The sequence below is a fragment of the uncultured Gilliamella sp. genome (assembly GCA_945271295.1).
In the GTDB taxonomy this organism is placed as follows: Bacteria; Pseudomonadota; Gammaproteobacteria; order Enterobacterales; family Orbaceae; genus Gilliamella.
In genome coordinates this window covers 161,168-177,076 of sequence record CALYPG010000001.1, presented here as the reverse complement: position 1 = coordinate 177,076, position 15,909 = coordinate 161,168, and the positions used below count along the sequence as shown (strand labels likewise).

At 35.7% G+C, this 15,909-nt stretch carries 17 protein-coding genes and 1 tRNA gene; 7 read left to right on the top strand and 11 right to left on the bottom strand.

Annotation, left to right across the window (positions count from 1 at the left end):
- Positions 1 to 91: 91 nt before the first annotated feature.
- Entirely contained in the window at positions 92 to 457 is a 366-nt protein-coding gene (locus Q0K76_RS00890; RefSeq protein WP_294609816.1) for an ester cyclase, read from the bottom strand.
- Between the two features lie 151 nt (positions 458 to 608).
- On the opposite strand from Q0K76_RS00890, the gene Q0K76_RS00885 reads away from it, so the two are divergent.
- From Q0K76_RS00885 to pssA, 5 genes are all read left to right on the top strand, one after another.
- Positions 609 to 908: a hypothetical protein gene (locus tag Q0K76_RS00885; protein ID WP_294609813.1), complete on the top strand. Its 300-nt coding sequence runs from the start codon at positions 609 to 611 to the stop codon at positions 906 to 908.
- Positions 909 to 1,186: 278 nt separating this feature from the next.
- The gene (locus Q0K76_RS00880) at positions 1,187 to 1,591 is read left to right on the top strand and encodes a hypothetical protein (RefSeq protein WP_294609810.1); all 405 of its coding nucleotides are present in this window, start codon (positions 1,187 to 1,189) and stop codon (positions 1,589 to 1,591) included.
- Positions 1,592 to 1,789: 198 nt separating this feature from the next.
- On the top strand, positions 1,790 to 2,272 hold the full coding sequence (locus Q0K76_RS00875) for a pentapeptide repeat-containing protein (protein ID WP_294609806.1): 483 nt from the start codon (positions 1,790 to 1,792) through the stop codon (positions 2,270 to 2,272).
- A 125-nt stretch (positions 2,273 to 2,397) separates the two neighbouring features.
- Positions 2,398 to 2,688, top strand: coding sequence for a hypothetical protein (locus tag Q0K76_RS00870; RefSeq protein WP_294609804.1), 291 nt, complete (start codon positions 2,398 to 2,400; stop codon positions 2,686 to 2,688).
- A gap of 216 nt (positions 2,689 to 2,904) precedes the next feature.
- On the top strand, positions 2,905 to 4,260 hold the full coding sequence (gene pssA / locus Q0K76_RS00865; RefSeq protein WP_294609801.1) for a CDP-diacylglycerol--serine O-phosphatidyltransferase: 1,356 nt from the start codon (positions 2,905 to 2,907) through the stop codon (positions 4,258 to 4,260).
- Between the two features lie 225 nt (positions 4,261 to 4,485).
- Here pssA and Q0K76_RS00860 read toward each other — a convergent pair whose 3' ends face one another.
- The 3 genes from Q0K76_RS00860 to recQ all read right to left on the bottom strand — a co-directional run bounded on the left by Q0K76_RS00860 (position 4,486) and on the right by recQ (position 8,904).
- A complete protein-coding gene (locus Q0K76_RS00860; RefSeq protein ID WP_294609798.1) occupies positions 4,486 to 5,667 on the bottom strand; it encodes a M20 family metallopeptidase in 1,182 nt (393 codons plus the stop codon).
- Between the two features lie 38 nt (positions 5,668 to 5,705).
- Positions 5,706 to 6,938: a hypothetical protein gene (locus Q0K76_RS00855; protein WP_363322357.1), complete on the bottom strand. Its 1,233-nt coding sequence runs from the start codon at positions 6,936 to 6,938 to the stop codon at positions 5,706 to 5,708.
- A 136-nt stretch (positions 6,939 to 7,074) separates the two neighbouring features.
- A complete protein-coding gene (gene recQ, locus Q0K76_RS00850) occupies positions 7,075 to 8,904 on the bottom strand; it encodes a DNA helicase RecQ (protein ID WP_294609792.1) in 1,830 nt (609 codons plus the stop codon).
- A 291-nt stretch (positions 8,905 to 9,195) separates the two neighbouring features.
- Between recQ and Q0K76_RS00845 the strand changes: the two genes are divergently transcribed.
- Positions 9,196 to 9,272 (top strand) — tRNA-Val (locus Q0K76_RS00845).
- 480 nt (positions 9,273 to 9,752) lie between these two features.
- Positions 9,753 to 10,631 carry a prohibitin family protein gene (locus tag Q0K76_RS00840; RefSeq protein ID WP_294609789.1) on the top strand — a complete coding sequence of 293 codons (879 nt, stop codon included), beginning with the start codon at positions 9,753 to 9,755 and terminating at the stop codon, positions 10,629 to 10,631.
- Between the two features lie 436 nt (positions 10,632 to 11,067).
- Here Q0K76_RS00840 and Q0K76_RS00835 read toward each other — a convergent pair whose 3' ends face one another.
- From Q0K76_RS00835 to terL, 7 genes are all read right to left on the bottom strand, one after another.
- Positions 11,068 to 11,490: a hypothetical protein gene (locus Q0K76_RS00835; RefSeq protein WP_294609786.1), complete on the bottom strand. Its 423-nt coding sequence runs from the start codon at positions 11,488 to 11,490 to the stop codon at positions 11,068 to 11,070.
- Positions 11,491 to 11,500: 10 nt separating this feature from the next.
- Positions 11,501 to 12,256, bottom strand: a complete 756-nt coding sequence (locus Q0K76_RS00830; protein WP_294609781.1) for a tail fiber protein — start codon at positions 12,254 to 12,256, stop codon at positions 11,501 to 11,503.
- A gap of 9 nt (positions 12,257 to 12,265) precedes the next feature.
- Positions 12,266 to 12,904: a collagen-like protein gene (locus Q0K76_RS00825; RefSeq protein WP_294609778.1), complete on the bottom strand. Its 639-nt coding sequence runs from the start codon at positions 12,902 to 12,904 to the stop codon at positions 12,266 to 12,268.
- Between the two features lie 104 nt (positions 12,905 to 13,008).
- A complete protein-coding gene (locus Q0K76_RS00820) occupies positions 13,009 to 13,494 on the bottom strand; it encodes a lysis system i-spanin subunit Rz (protein WP_294609775.1) in 486 nt (161 codons plus the stop codon).
- Complete coding sequence (locus Q0K76_RS00815) at positions 13,491 to 13,931, bottom strand: D-Ala-D-Ala carboxypeptidase family metallohydrolase (protein WP_294609772.1); 441 nt, start codon at positions 13,929 to 13,931, stop codon at positions 13,491 to 13,493. The genes Q0K76_RS00820 and Q0K76_RS00815 overlap by 4 nt, the downstream gene beginning before the upstream one ends.
- Positions 13,928 to 14,239, bottom strand: coding sequence for a phage holin family protein (locus tag Q0K76_RS00810; protein WP_294609769.1), 312 nt, complete (start codon positions 14,237 to 14,239; stop codon positions 13,928 to 13,930). The genes Q0K76_RS00815 and Q0K76_RS00810 overlap by 4 nt, the downstream gene beginning before the upstream one ends.
- Positions 14,240 to 14,289: 50 nt before the next feature.
- Positions 14,290 to 15,900: a phage terminase large subunit gene (terL, locus tag Q0K76_RS00805; protein WP_294610146.1), complete on the bottom strand. Its 1,611-nt coding sequence runs from the start codon at positions 15,898 to 15,900 to the stop codon at positions 14,290 to 14,292.
- Between the last annotated feature and the right edge of the window lie 9 nt (positions 15,901 to 15,909).

Genomic DNA, 15,909 nt, shown 5'->3' with positions numbered 1-15,909 from the left:
ATAGTTAGCTAAAAAATAGTTGATAAAATGAATTTAAAAGTCATCTGAATATCAGAAAAAATTAATAAATTGTTAAACAGCAAATAAAACGCTAAAAAATGCCATTATTATGTACAGCTTTGATTATTTCTACATTATGTTCAATAACATCCCAATGCTCAACTAACATTGAATTTTCAATACGATAAATGTCACATACTTTATTAATAATACCATTAGCAAGAGTGCATTTAAAAAAAACATAAACAAAATTATTTTCACTACTTACATTGATAAATTCTATTTTAGGTTGTAGTTTTATAAATTCTTCAATAAATTTGATAAAACCGACTCGACCTGTAGCAACTCTTGGATTATGTTGAATATAATCATCCGCAATATAATTAGCAACTTTAGCCAACTCTCCTTTTTCAAAAATATCTTTATAAAAATTAATAACTAATTCTTTATTATTCATAAATTCACCTATTTGCTTTAATTCTATGGTATTTTATCAGTTTATTTGTTCTTATAATTAAATGCAAATCTGATTCTAATTTTAATACAACACATTTCCTTAAATTAGGAATCAATATTGAAGTTTCAAATATTATAACAAAGGAAATAAAATGGCTGAATTTACTAAAATAACGGAACAAAGTGTTCGTCATATTTCAGGTTATGAAGTCTATTCTGCGGGAAGAGATTATATCGGTTATAAAGATGCTTGTTCAACATACAAAATATATTATGAATTTGGATGGGATATACCTTTCGAAAAAGGCATTATGTATATCTATATAAATTTAATCTATGATGAAAACCTAAATCTGATTATTTTGAGTGATAAAGATAGGCAAAATCTGATAGAAAAAGTTGTAAAGGCCCTAACATTTATGACTAATTTTCGCATCGTTGTTACTTCTTAAGTATATCCAAAAAGTATCTATCTTTGACAATCTATGTAATTTAAAATAAATAACGAGTTAAAAATGACTACTTAAGCATTCAGCATAGTCCTATCGATAATAGTAGTAAATGAATAGATTTATTTTAGAACAGTTAAAACGAATTAGAGTTAGTCCCTATAAATTTACGTTTTTAAATGGACCCATCGAAAACAAAATTAGAATATAACTTGCACCGATAGATCAACCTAACATACTGATCTATAGGTGATAAAGCAAATCCAAAACGGAGATGATAAATGAAAGGATTAACACGTGAAAATGATGATGTTATAGGGTTCGTTGTTGATGCTTTGTATGAACGAGCAATAGACATAAAAGAGTTAAATGATTGGGCGATTAATATAGTAATAAACAATAATGTTGATGAATTACCAATGTATATTATTGATCTGATGGATTTTGATAGTTATCTCAAGGATATTTATGAAGTAATAGGATTTGTTCCTGACTGGAAACATTCTAAAAAACAGTCCATCGCATTATATGCAATTGCCATAAAGAGAGGGAGGGGGTATAGATTAACAAATGATGATATAACAGATGATGATCACATTTCTGATGAAGAAGCTTTAAATGCCTTGCAACAACATCCCGAGATCGAAAAACGCTTTAGAGAAACCTTTCCATTTATTGATTTTTAGTTAATTTTAGCAAACAACATTCTAACATCAATAAAAGTTGATAATAGTATTATTTATCTTTAAATCAATGATATAAAGAATCATAATTGTATAAAGTAGTACCAGAAATAATACCAAATCAATTTGTTCCTCGTAAGTTGGCAAGCACTAAATCTGTTGAGTATTTGATTATTGATAAAATTCCTAAGGTAATCATCAATGATAATAAAGTTTGAAACAGGAGAATCTATTGAATTCTTTACTAATTCATTAATTGGTTGGGACTTTCGTTCTCAAAATTTACATAGAGCTATTTTTAATGGAATATGTCTTGATAAAGCAGTCTTTAATAAATCTCATTTGCGAAATGTAAATATTGAAAACACATCATGTATCAATGCTGATTTTACAGAAGTAGCGTTAATGAATGCTTATTTAAGAAATTCTAATTTCTCTGGTAGCATTTTTACTCGATCTTTACCTATAGCTGCTAAATTTAATAATTCGATATTAAGATATACAAATTTTAATGATGCAAACGTTTCCGGCGCTAGCTTTGATGATACAGATGTATGTGGTGCCAGTTTATTATTTTTAAGTTATGAAAATGCTTCCTTTAAAAATGCAATTTTTGATCAACAAACAAAATGGCCTAAAGGGTTTGATCCAATAAAAAAAGGTGCAATTCCAAAAAAGTTTTAGATGTTTAGATTTAAGTTGTTCGTTTTTTTATAAATGAAATAAAAGATCTCTATATAGCAGCAAAAGGTAAAGAAAAAGTAAGTCTGGATTTGAAATAATGGATGTCAAAAGAAAAGGTAAATGAAATGGATAAAGAAAAAGTTTTTTGGAAAAAACAATTTATTGGTTATTTATTAAATGGGCAAATTGATAATTTTTTTTATTTTGGTAAGTGGATACCGGGAGAAAACACAGCATTATTAGCTGAATTTTATAGAAAAATTGAAGAAGAGGAAAATGAATATATTTTTGTCGGAGATGAGAAAAAAGGAATGATAGGAACAATAGCGGAAGTCCCTGATGATATTATTGATTTCAAGATTCTCCGTTGGTACCATGATGGATTAGATAATATTGATTATAAAGATTTACCATGATAGTTAATATTTTTTTGTTTATATTGATGTGATAATAAATAATATGAAAGAAAATTATAATTTCTTTTAATTATTTCAGAAAACTAACTTTTCACCTGTACTTCATTGTTGTGTTTTATGCGTAATTATTATCACAAACTGTATAAAAATGAGGTTATTTTCTGGCTTAAAGTGTGCTATTCTACAAAATTAAGCTAGTTACAATAATAATGAATTATGCGAATACCATTTATAAAATATAATCATCAAAAGCATCTTAATGAATTGGCTAAAATTCAGCAAAATGCCAATTCATATCGTATTGTCTATGATGCCAAGGCTTATCGTTTAGCTTTATTAGAAAATATTTATCAAGCACAACATCGAATTTATATCGTTGCGCTCTACCTCGAACGCGATGAAGCTGGAAAAGAAATACTCGACGCGCTTTATCAAATCAAACAACAGCGACCAAATCTAGATATAAAAATATTTGTTGACTGGCATAGAGCGCAACGTGGCAGAATTGGTGATGACAAAACTCAAACCAATGCGCGTTATTATTACCAACTTAAACAACAACACCCCGATATTGATATCCCGATTTATGGTGTGCCGGTTAATCGCCGTGAAGTTCTTGGCGTGTTACATCTTAAAGGCTATATCATTGATGACACTGTAATTTACAGCGGTGCCAGTATCAATAATGTCTATTTACATAAACTTGATAAATATCGTTATGATCGTTATCACTTTATCACCAATAAAGTTTTAGCCGACAGCATGGTGACCTATGTAAATAATCACTTTTTACCATTCGATGGGTTACAACGATTAGATATTGCTGAACACAAAACTCGCAAACAGATTAAAACCGAGATCAAAGCGTTACGCCAACATCTTATGGATGCTAAATATCAATATACTGGTGATGCTGATAATGATGTCTTATCAGTATCACCAATTTCGGGATTAGGTCGTAATAATCAACTAAATAAAATCATTCATCATTTGATTAACACAACCCAACAAAAAATAATATTGTGTACTCCATATTTTAATCTACCTAATATTTTGATACGAGATATTATTCGATTACTTCGTAAAGGTTGCCAAGTTGAAATTATAATTGGGGATAAAGTTGCTAATGATTTTTATATTCCGGAAGATAAACCATTTAATATTTCTGGTGGCTTACCTTATCTATATGAGATCAATTTAAGGAACTTCATTGAACGATTACAATCTTTTGTTGATAAACAACAACTGATCATTCGGTTATGGAAAGACCAAGAACAGACTTATCACTTAAAAGGTATTTGGGTTGATAATGAATGGGTATTGATAACTGGTAATAATCTCAATCCAAGAGCTTGGCGATTAGATCTAGAAAATGGAATTTTAGTCCACGATCCTAAACAGGAATTACAACATCAATTTATCCAAGAACTGAACACAATACGCGACAAGACTACGTTAGTTACACACTTTCAACAAATTCAAGCCAGCCAATTTTACCCAAAAAATGTACGCAAACTAATCAAACGATTAAGTCGTATTAAAGTTGACAGAATTATTAAACGGCTGTTATAGAATAATAAGAAGTACTTAGTAAAAATGACTTGTTCTCATATTATAACGTATTAATTTACTTTGCAAAATAAACCCGGTATGCGAGGCATTATCGGGTTCAATTTTATTTAAATTTCCATATGAATATCTGATTAACTAAATTAATAAATAAAAAAGCTGCTTAAAGAAAATTAATATTCCAAACCAATCACTATTAACCAATTTAGCGATTGGTTTAATTATAATTTAGTTCTGCTCGTTCAAATATGCCCATGCATATTGTGCATAAAGCTCTGCGCCTACTTTCATGCCATCTTCATCAACATTAAAACAACCATGATGATGTGGCCATTGCGTATCTTTATCTGGATTACCTGAACCAACTAAAGCAAATGCACCGGGAATATTTTCAGTATAATAACTAAAGTCTTCACCACCTGTAGTTGGTGGTTCGAAATATAGTGTATCTTCACCAAATGATTCTACAATGACTTTTTGAGCTAATAATGCACTTTCTTTCTCGTTAATGACTGGCAAGGTTCCATAAACGTATTCTACCTCAGCAGTTGCGCGGTACATAGAAGCAACCTGATTAGCATAACGTCGGATTGCTGCTTCAATTTTATCGCGTACTGCAACATTGAAACAACGTACTGTACCTTCAAGCACTGCATTTTCGGCAATAACATTAAAACGTGTACCCACTTCCATCCGCCCAATCGTTACAACTGCTGGATCGAGTGGGGCAATTTCTCTCGAGACAATCGCTTGCACATTCATCACAAACGCTGATGCTACCATCACCGCATCAACCGTATCGTGTGGCATTGAACCATGCCCCCCCTTGCCTTTAAAACGAACAGTTAGTATGTCAGCAGATGCAAAACTTGAACCCACCACACAAGAAACTTTACCTACTGGCATTAATGACCAAATATGCATACCAAAGGCTTTATCAACACCTTCAAGAACGCCTTGTTCAATCATACCTTTTGCACCTTGGGCAATTTCTTCGGCTGGTTGGAATACCAATCTAACATTACCTTTTAATTGATCACGAATTGCATAGAGTGCATTAGCAGCATTAAGTAACATAGAAGCATGAGTATCGTGCCCACAAGCATGCATTTTGCCATCAATTGTAGATTTGTAATCAATATTTTTACTTAATTCTTGTACTGGTAAGGCATCAATATCTGCTCTTAATAAAATCCTTTTGCCTGGTTTACCACCTTGAATTTCAGCTATAATACCTGTTGGTTTAGTACGGCGATAAGGAATACCAATTTTATCGAGCTGTTCAGCAATTTTATCTGTAGTTCTAAACTCTTCCCATGGCAATTCTGGATGGCGGTGTAAGTCACGACGAAAAGCGATCATATCAGCAACATTTTGCTTGATTAATGTTTTGATTTCTTGATTTATCATTTTTATACCTTTTATATTTCAATTAGTTCAAGTCCAATTTAATTGATAGGGGTTAAAGGCCCTACAATCATGTTAACCATTACCCCAGCAAGTACAACTGATACAATCGTCACTGATATAAATCCACCAATTAACATCGGCGGTAACATGTGGCTGGTAAGAATATCTTTTTCAGTCTGATCGTTGGTCAAATTATTAATCACTTCGTTGGTGATAATATAATCAGCAGGGAAGCCATATAGCGCAGTCAATGCGATGGAAAAAGCCATTTCTTTACTTACTTTTAGTGCCCATCCTACGATGATAGAAAAAATAAACATTCCCACAACAGCAGCTAAAATGAAGACAACAAGAGGAGTAATAAGATCAATTAACATCTGTGGGGTAGCTTTGCTAAGGGTGTTAAAAATAAACAGCATTAATCCCATTACTGCCAGACCAAAACCACCTGCTTTTTTTAAAGGATGACGTTCCAAAAAACCAAATGATGAGGCAATGACACCAAATAATAAACACAAAACGAAAGGACTAACACTAACAATCGGTTTTAGAACTTCTGAACAAAAATAAGCTAAAAAGCCTACAGTTGCAATACGTAAAAAGATGAAATAAGAGGAGTTATAACGAGCTGGAATGCTAGCAAATAAATGTGGCATTGGATTTTCGTCAGTTGTAACTTCTTCTTTGCTTTCTAAGCTAGCTTTAGCATCTTCCTTTGATGACCAAGTTCCAGCATGATATTTTTGTAAGACTTTACGCCCTTCTCGTTTAAGCATAATTGATGTAAGGGGATAACCAATAAATCCTTGCATTACATAGATAATAATGGCAAACACCGCTAAGTTATCTAATCCGGCATCAGCTGCACCTTTAGCCATAATAATAGCAGAGACAATACCACCTACTAACGGTGGAATGGCCACTATTATCGTATTACGGTCAAAGAATAAATATCCGATAATAATTGTAATAATGATTATACCGATAATGCCAGCAAGTGAGATTAAAATTGTCTTCCATTGGCGTAATAACTCTTTTACTGATAGCAATGTACCCATATTGACAATTAGTAGGTACATAAACATGACAGCTACGACATTAGGTATGCCAGCTCGTGCCACAATATCAACTGGGAAAAAAGTCCAATAGCCTAATAAAAATAGTACCGCACAAACAAATACGGAAGGAATCCATGCTTTGGTTCGTGTAGAGACAATATCGCCAAGATAAAGGATGATCAATAATAGCACTAATGCTAACATTTGTGGCATGTCGTTTATTAATGACATAAAAAACTCCATTTTTATAGTTGTTAATTACTTATTTGCTTAGAAAAATTATACCTATTTAGATATAAATGCTAATACTTAAATTTAATTTAATTTAATTTAATTTAATTTTTAATGATTATATATTTTTGATAATGAAATTATTAATCTCGTCTAAAAATAGTGATCCATATTTTTCTAGTTTAATATTACCCACACCTGTTATATTGAGTAATTCTTTTTTATTTTCCGGCATAGTTTGTACCATTTCAAGTAATGTAGCATCACTAAAGATAATATAAGGAGCAATATCTTCAACATCTGCAATATCTTTTCGAAGCCTTTTTAGGTTATTAAATAAGATTCGCTCTTCATAAGATAAAATAGTGGTCAAATTAATTGCTCTAGCATAACGATTTAAGCGGCTTTTCTTAACAATTTCCAAGCGTGGTTTAGCCAACGTTAAGTTAATTTCACCACGTAGTATTCGGCGAGCGTTAGAGGTTAACTGTAGTGTTGTGTAAGTCGCGATATTTTGACTCAAATAACCAAGATGAATTAATTGTCTAATTACACTTAACCAATAATCAGATGAATTTTTTTTGCCAATACCATAAACAGATAATTTATCATGTCCATTGTCTTTAATTTGTGAACGCGCAGACCCTCGCAGAACATCTACAATATATTGGGCACCATAACATTGTTCTACCCGATAAACACATGATAGGACTTTTTGTGCATCAATTAAACCATCATAGAGTTCTGGTGGGTAAAGACAAATATCACAATTATTACAAGGTTCAGTACGATTTTCACCAAAATAATTTAGTAATACTATTCTTCTACAAGTCAAGCTTTGTGCAAATGATTCCATTGCATTAATCTTATGCAATTCAACATCTTTATGTGCACCATCCATTTTTTCGGCGATTTGCCGATGATACCAATTGAGATCTTGGCTATTAAATAACAACAGCGCCTCAGCTGGCACACCATCACGCCCTGCTCGCCCTGTTTCTTGGTAATAAGCTTCAATAGTTCGAGGGCAATCAGCATGAACCACAAAACGAACATTGGGTTTATTAATACCCATACCAAAAGCCACCGTTGCTACAATAATTTGTACATCATCTTTTAAAAAAGATTCTTGTGCTTGTTGACGTTCATGGTTAGTTAATCCTGCATGATAAGCAATGACCGAAAACCCCCGCGCAGCTAATCGGGTAGTCATATCTTCAACTCGAGAACGACTTGAACAATAAACAATGCCACTATTGCCTTTTTGGGTTTCAATAAAAGAAACCAGTTGTTCAGTAGGATTAAATTTTTCCACAACTGTGTAACGAATATTAGGACGATCAAAACTTCGCACCACTATTAAGGGATCGACTAAGTTGAGTTGGTGAATAATATCTGTCTGTGTCATTTTATCGGCAGTTGCCGTTAACGCAACAATAGGCAAATTTGGAAAGCGCAGTGAAAGTTGCCCTAATTGACGATAATCAGGTCGAAAATCATGTCCCCATTGAGAAATACAATGAGCTTCATCAATAGCTATTAATGAAGGATGATGTTGCTCAATTAATGCCGAAAATGATGCAACAGCTAATCGTTCCGGCGAGATATATAACAGTTTTATTGTATGATTTAAGTACTGCTCAATAACCCGATGTTGTTCATCAGACGACTGGGTAGCATTAAGATAAGCTGCTGGAATACCATTAGCGGATAATTGGTCAACCTGATCTTTCATTAATGAAATTAATGGAGAAATTACCAAAGCAGTTTTAGGTAAAATAACAGCAGGAATTTGATAACATAATGATTTACCGCCTCCTGTTGGAATAATTGTTAATGTATCTCGCCCATCAATAATTGATTCTATAATTTCTTTTTGTTGATTCCGGAATGATTTATAGCCAAAAACATTATGCAAAACATCATCAATCCGATCTTTTATTGACATACTAACCTAAACACTAAATGCTTAACAGATAGATTGAGTATAGCTAAATTAACCTAAACAAACCACCGAGAACTTATATTTATTTACAATTAAATATTAAAACGGCTTCAATCCAAACAAATAAAAGAATGTCTCAAAAAAATTAGATAACTGCGAAAGAAAACAAATCGAAGATGAGATAACGCTTGTTTTGTAATCAATTTTGTTTAATAGACTAAAAAACAGGCTATTTTTAATTTTTTTACTTGATAGAAAGTCATTTGGAAGCTAATATTTGCGTGTTTCAAATATACGCCCGTAGCTCAGTTGGTTAGAGCATCACCTTGACATGGTGGGGGTCAGTGGTTCGAGTCCACCCGGGCGTACCAATCTTATTTTTATATATTCCCTATTGGTTATTTTCTTTGCAATTTTGCTGTTAATTAATTGATTATTATAGAGAAATTAACTTATTTTACATGCAATTAAGCTGGGTAGCAAAGTCTGCGCAACAACCAGATTGATAATGCGATCGGCATTTATGAAATGCTGTAAGTGAACAGTACGTATTTCGCCTATCAGCCTTAGCCTGATTCAATTCCTTATAAAACCAACTATATCAATCCTAACATCAAACAAAAATAGTTTGATTAAAAAGTTAATGGCTATGAACGTGTAGAATTTATTAAACAGCTTGCAGCTTAATAAATTAAATTTTAAAATCAATATGTTATAGACTTAACGACTTTATGTAGCGTTTTTATTTTTGACTTGGATTTCAATCTATAGTCTTTAAACAAAGTAACCTTTGCGCTACTAATTATTATTTTATTAATTCTTATGTAAAAATATAAAAAATGAGGAACAAAATGAAAGGAACCATTGCTGCTAAGATATCACCGAGTAAAATTTTTTTAATAGCAATTATTATTATAATTGGGGTATACATTGCCTTTTCTGGTTGGTATACCGTAGATGCAGGTGAAAAAGCTATTCAATTACGCAATGGTGCAATTTGCCGATCTGTGGATGCTGGATTATATTTTAAAATGCCTTTTATTGATACAGTAAAATATATTAGCACTCGTACCCAAAATCAAACATTTAATGAATTATCGACTTACAGTAAAGATCAGCAACCGGCAAAAATTAAAGCATCTGTAACGTTTAAAGTGCCTAGCGGTGAAGTTGAAAGTGTTTATTTAAACTTCAAAGATATAAAAGGATTGTCATCTAACACAATTGAACGTCAAGTACCTAATCAAATAGAAAACGTATTTGGTCACTATAGCGCAATCGAGGCAGTCCAAAAACGTGCACAACTAACCAAAGATGTGAATGATGCAATTAAACAATCATTAGAAAACTACCCTATTATTGTTGAGTCTGTACAAATTGAGGATATCGATTTTTCACGAGCTTATGAACAGTCCGTAGAAGATAGAATGAAGGCTGAAGTTGAAGTTCAAACACAAAAACAGAATCTGGAGAAAGAAAAAATCACAGCAGAAATTGCAGTTACAAAGGCTCAAGCAATTGCAGATAGTACACTAGCACAAGCTAAAGCTGAGGCTGAAGCCGTGATATTAAAAGGTGAAGCAGAAGCTAAAGCTATTACAGCAAAAACTCAGGCATTACAAGCTAATTCAGCACTAGTTGAATTGACTAAAGCTGAAAAATGGGATGGTAAGTTACCAGAAACAGTATTACCTAATTCGACACTACCATTTATTGATACAAAAAAATAATATTTTCACCGCTTCGGCGGTTTTATTCATCAAATCTAGTAATAACAGGTTTAATACCCACTTTATTCAATTAATTTTAATTAAGTTACAGCTTTTAGGGCAATAAACTATAAAATAAAGTACGTGATAAGACTTATCTTATGCGTTAGCTGCTTTAATTTTCATGATAGATAATATATTTTAGAAGAATTATATATGATACGAATAAAATACTGTTAATGATACTCACAAAAATAAACAACTAAAAATAGCCCTTATTTATCCTGTGGTTTTTATATTAACGTTGGAAAAACCGTTTTTTACACATAACATAATCGTTATGGACTTATTGAAACTTGACCCCAGCAGGAAACTAACAGCAGATATATGACTTTAATTTATTATAAGTTTTAAACAAATCTATATAAAATACCGTAGATAATACCGTTATACGCATTTATGTTGTTATTTCATATGCTTTTTTAAATATTTCATCCGCCTGTGCATCCGTCAAACCTAACAACCGCTGTGCGGTTAGTACCGGTAGCGAATCCCGGTTAAAACTCATTGCGGTCTCCCATGCGGTTTTGAGGATAATATTCTCGTCGGTTTCATCATGTAGCGATTTTATATATTCATCTACTACTTGAAACATAGGTGTACCATCTTCAAACTTTGTTATTTTTAATATAGATATCATTTGAAATCTGCTAACAGAATCCGGGACAAACTCCCCGTAATTAGCGTCCAGCATTTTTTTTATTAATTCCTGCGCTACTTTTTCCGATATCAATATCTGATCGTCGGGGATGAATTCATCCTGTGAGCCGTCCGCTTCGTATGCAAAAACTTGATCACTACCATTTTTATAATATTTCATAATGTAACCCCTATTTTAACTCACGCCAACTTAAAATTTTGCTAGCCTCCGAACGGTACGTTCCGCCAGCAGGTACAATTGCGCATACAGTATAGCCCGACGTTTGTGGGGCCGTTAATAAACTGAGGCCATTCACAATCAGAATATCCCTTGTCAAGCCGTTTCCATCCGCCCCGGTAACCACCAAAACGAAGATAGGCCTGCCCGTAGTGTTGGTAAATGTAACTCCGCTGGCGCTTTTATTCAATCTAGACTGCCAGTTCTGACCTACCCCCAACCCTGCTGAGGATGGCGCGCGGCCCGCTACTAAATTTCCACTCTGATCAAATAAAAACTTCCACCGATTTTCAGGCCCATACCAAAGCCCACAGCGACCGTCATCACGGATGCTAAAACACGAGTTTCCGTTTGCTGATATAATCTCCGTACGCCCATCTTGAGGGTTACTAACGGACCACATGTGATTATATATAGGTGAAACCTTATCGTTAAGGGTTTTTACCGCCTTCGATGTGGCTGCTACATTTTCGGCATCGCTGTATATTGAAGAACTTAACTTAATTGCTGGCCCCGGCTCTCCTTGCGGACCGGTTAAACCGCGAGGCCCCGGCTCCCCTTGCGGGCCTATTAAACCCCGTTGACCTTGAATGCCTTGCGGGCCTTGTTCGCCTTGTGGCCCTTGTGGCCCCTCGATACCTTGTTCACCTTGTGGACCCCGTGGTCCTGTTCTGCCAACTACACGACCTAAATTAATAATTTGTGCCATTTTTTTTCCTCAAAAACTATAAATTAAATCGCCATCAACAATAGCAAAATTTGGAGGAGAAGTATCATTGCTACAGTGGACTAACAGATCCCCCTCGTCCGAAATCGAAAACGCGATATAACCATTATTGATAGGCGTTACTACTCCACTCTCCCCCCTATCCCCAGGGTCGCCTTTTTCCCCTTTCTCCCCCTGGGGCCCGCGGGGACCCGGTACCCCCTGCTCGCCTCTCGGACCTGGAGGGCCTTGCAGATGATCAAGTACGTTAATTTGATTGTACAGTGATCGGTAGCTATCATCCACTAGGCGCTTAGTCGCTGCATCTGTAGGGAATTGCGGATTTGCTAAATTTTCGATTTTACGATTTTCTGCATCATAATGGTATCCGCCCAAGGGGTACATTAAAGCGCGTTCGTTTTCGCCATTTGAATCTTGCAGTACCATCCAAATGCGATCAAAATCGCTATTTACCGTTGATGCTAAAAAATCCCCGTTCGTTTGATAGTCGGTTTCCCTCCTAAGGGGGATCTTGCGTGTTATTAACACCCGGCTATCAGTAGGGGGCGGACTATAAAATACCACATTACCACCAGATGCCACATTAAGCCCAGTTACCGTATAACTGGTAACGCGATCACCGTCGATCATTACGCATAAATCCGACTCATACACAACCCTGCACGAGAAGGGAAAAACGGTGGTATTACCATCCGCGACATATTCGTATCTTGTTCGTTGTCTATTGACGGCCATCAACCACCCCCTTTACACATAAACTCTGTTTTGTTTTTAGGTGCAATCTCTTTGCAGTAGTATTCCTGCCAACCGCTAATTATTGCTTTGTTGTATTCGATTGCGTTGGAGAGATTGTAATAATCTTGTTGAGAAGTCCTTGCAAGTCGTAAGGCTCGGTAAGCAATATCGCTGGTGGCGGTACTATCTCGCTCGACGGTTTCAACTTGGACGCGCAACTCGACAAGACCATTATCAACATCATTGCGCAAAGCATCTGTTTTAGCATGACCATCTTTTATTGCCTCGATAATGTTTGTTTCAATTTGCTTAACTGCGTTGTTATCTTGTTTATACTGTTCGTATTCTGTTTTGATTTGATTTTCTCTTGCTGCTGCAAGTTTTTCATCTTGCCAGCAGTTGAAAGCAAAGTAGATAGCAAAGGCGGTAATAATGGCTAAAGGTATCGGTAATAGCTTATGAATGAGCTTTAATTTATCCATCATACTAGACCACTCTTATAAACCGTCTTACCGTCTTGCTTAACTGCTGTTAATACTATTTGACGATTATTATTAGGACTAAAGCCAATATGCACCCATTGATTATGCTCTTGAATGAGTTTGTCGAACTGGACGCCTGCATCAATTAATCGTTGACATATTTCTTTAGGTGTACCAAATGGAGAATGAAAATCAACCGCTAACCCTTTAGTATGGGCACTAGTTGATACTCCGCCTACTCGTGCATTTAAAGCCGGACAACGATAACCAGACGTGATATTAATCGCCTTATCTAGTGCTTTTCTGACAGATTCAAGTTTGGTGGCAGTTAATTGTACATTCTGCATTAATTCGGTCGGCACTGAGTTGTCAATCTTTAAGCTGTCCGCAGTCGTTGAGCGTGTAAATTCTTCTAGCGTAAAATGTTCGGTAAGCTTCATTGTCCATCTCCTTTGGCTCTTTTTATTAATCGTTCTTCCAATGCTTTAATCAAGGTTGCACCGGACCAACCGGCTAAACCAGCAATACCACCTGCAAACTCAAAAGCCCAGTTGAAATAACTAGCTGCAAGCACGACCAACGCACCAGCAAATGTGGAAATAAATATTTGCGCTATCAACGTTCCTATTCGGAATTGGTCACCGTTCAGAACGTGATAACAGTAGCTAGCTAGTGAGCCAAGCGATGTTATGATGAATAGATAAATGACAACGAACCAGTTGACATTATCGGGGTCTCTTATAGGCATACGTTTAATCTTCATAATGTGCCTCCGTTTGAGGCTGTTTAAAGAAAGCGTTAATATTTTATTTTTGCTTTTATCTGGGCGTTGTTAGGTCGCCATGAGGTGATTGTATCTGATGTTGTGGTGCGTTTTTGCACCGATTTAGCAATACGAATAGGTGTACGGAGAATTGCGCCAGCAAGGGAATCGATGTAATCGTCTGGCTGATCGCTCACCTCCGGATTAAAATCCCGCATTTGTCCGAATACGGGGCTATTATCTTCATCCGCAATACTGACATGCGCCCATAAGAAACGTGATTGTAAAGGGGCTTCAAGCGCTTCTAATATGCGCATTTGTTTATTTCTAGTTTCGTGGCTTTCGATTACACCACACGATATACCCCGGCTCTTAAAAGCTTGACGCAATATGTTAGGCGCGAATCCGCCTATTCCATTGGTTTCAATGACTACTGACGGTATATTGTATTTGATAACCAGATCGCATATTTGGGTAACCTGCCCCCCTACTATCTGATCATTATGACCAAACACCGCTAGATCACCGGTAAGGCCTTTACAAACATGCCAATATAAATGCCCCTTAGCATCCGTTAGCAACAGCGTGAACGCGCTTGCATCGGATTTAATTTTACCCGCAGACGGATCCCATATGGCTGTCGCGCCAACAATACGAGTATTACCTAACATCATGGTCACCTCCCCGTTTGCTTCTATGATGTTAGGTTCTACCTCATACAATCGGATACGATCAGGATCCAATCGGCTTTCTACCACAGGTTTTGCATGCAACTGATACTGGCTGTCCCATGCGTTTATTGTTCGGGTTTCTTTCCTACGTGTTAGTATATCTTCCGGAGTAAACCTTTCAGGCCACGAAACGTCCGCATAACAATCTATAATGCCGTCGTAATCCGAGGCGAAGATGATGTTTTCCCCCGTTATTTGGTAGTGAATACCTTCTTCTAACAGTTCAGTGGCTTTATGTATCCCTATAAATACCGTCTCAGGTGCAAACCCTACATGATAGCTTTCACCCGCTTTGACGCTGTCAAATCTTTTTTCCTTAGAAAACAGCGGGATGATTAACACATCCGCACCATTTTCTATTAGTTCGGTATATATTGAATCGTAGGTGTGCGGGGTTCCTACAAAAAGCCGTTCCCCCCCAGGCTTAAGTATGTGGGTTTGTTCGTCTAAGCGTTCGCGTAGTTTCCCCCTAAGTTCTGGGGTAGTGATGTTTCTAGGTACTTCTATATCATCATTTTGCACCTGATCAGCACGCGACCCAGTTACGTTGGACATGATACCCTTTGCAAGCATACTACTATGTAGAGGATCAGGTAAATCATCAATATAGTTAATATTCCACCTTTCAACATCCATCTTACACGGAGGGAGTATATCTTTAGTCAAGGGGTGACGACGTAGAATACTTTGTGTAGCCCTGCTTATTTTACGGGCGGATGGGTCAGATTCCGATTGATGCAAAATCTGGTAGCCGGAATCGTTATAGAATTTACACGCGTTATAAGGCGCTAGCGTACTTGATTTACCTATCCCTCGGTGGCATAGCAACACTTTAGTCGGTGCTGGTTTATCCAGCCAATCAGCTATTCGAATATGACAATCCGGAGTATCTCTGTTTAGGTGATCATTCCACATCATTAAAAA

What these genes read in the sequence shown, in the direction of transcription:
- Q0K76_RS00815 (WP_294609772.1), bottom strand. Translation starts at nt 13,931, where the DNA reads ATGAAGCTTACCGAACATTTTACGCTAGAAGAATTTACACGCTCAACG.
- Q0K76_RS00880 (WP_294609810.1), top strand. Translation starts at nt 1,187, where the DNA reads ATGAAAGGATTAACACGTGAAAATGATGATGTTATAGGGTTCGTTGTT.
- Q0K76_RS00810 (WP_294609769.1), bottom strand. Translation starts at nt 14,239, where the DNA reads ATGCCTATAAGAGACCCCGATAATGTCAACTGGTTCGTTGTCATTTAT.
- recQ (WP_294609792.1), bottom strand. Translation starts at nt 8,904, where the DNA reads ATGTCAATAAAAGATCGGATTGATGATGTTTTGCATAATGTTTTTGGC.
- Q0K76_RS00840 (WP_294609789.1), top strand. Translation starts at nt 9,753, where the DNA reads ATGAAAGGAACCATTGCTGCTAAGATATCACCGAGTAAAATTTTTTTA.
- Q0K76_RS00825 (WP_294609778.1), bottom strand. Translation starts at nt 12,904, where the DNA reads ATGATCGACGGTGATCGCGTTACCAGTTATACGGTAACTGGGCTTAAT.
- Q0K76_RS00860 (WP_294609798.1), bottom strand. Translation starts at nt 5,667, where the DNA reads ATGATAAATCAAGAAATCAAAACATTAATCAAGCAAAATGTTGCTGAT.
- Q0K76_RS00830 (WP_294609781.1), bottom strand. Translation starts at nt 12,256, where the DNA reads ATGGCACAAATTATTAATTTAGGTCGTGTAGTTGGCAGAACAGGACCA.
- pssA (WP_294609801.1), top strand. Translation starts at nt 2,905, where the DNA reads ATGCGAATACCATTTATAAAATATAATCATCAAAAGCATCTTAATGAA.
- Q0K76_RS00820 (WP_294609775.1), bottom strand. Translation starts at nt 13,494, where the DNA reads ATGATGGATAAATTAAAGCTCATTCATAAGCTATTACCGATACCTTTA.
- terL (WP_294610146.1), bottom strand. Translation starts at nt 15,900, where the DNA reads ATGTGGAATGATCACCTAAACAGAGATACTCCGGATTGTCATATTCGA.
- Q0K76_RS00875 (WP_294609806.1), top strand. Translation starts at nt 1,790, where the DNA reads ATGATAATAAAGTTTGAAACAGGAGAATCTATTGAATTCTTTACTAAT.
- Q0K76_RS00890 (WP_294609816.1), bottom strand. Translation starts at nt 457, where the DNA reads ATGAATAATAAAGAATTAGTTATTAATTTTTATAAAGATATTTTTGAA.
- Q0K76_RS00870 (WP_294609804.1), top strand. Translation starts at nt 2,398, where the DNA reads ATGGATAAAGAAAAAGTTTTTTGGAAAAAACAATTTATTGGTTATTTA.
- Q0K76_RS00855 (WP_363322357.1), bottom strand. Translation starts at nt 6,938, where the DNA reads ATGCCACAAATGTTAGCATTAGTGCTATTATTGATCATCCTTTATCTT.
- Q0K76_RS00835 (WP_294609786.1), bottom strand. Translation starts at nt 11,490, where the DNA reads ATGAAATATTATAAAAATGGTAGTGATCAAGTTTTTGCATACGAAGCG.
- Q0K76_RS00885 (WP_294609813.1), top strand. Translation starts at nt 609, where the DNA reads ATGGCTGAATTTACTAAAATAACGGAACAAAGTGTTCGTCATATTTCA.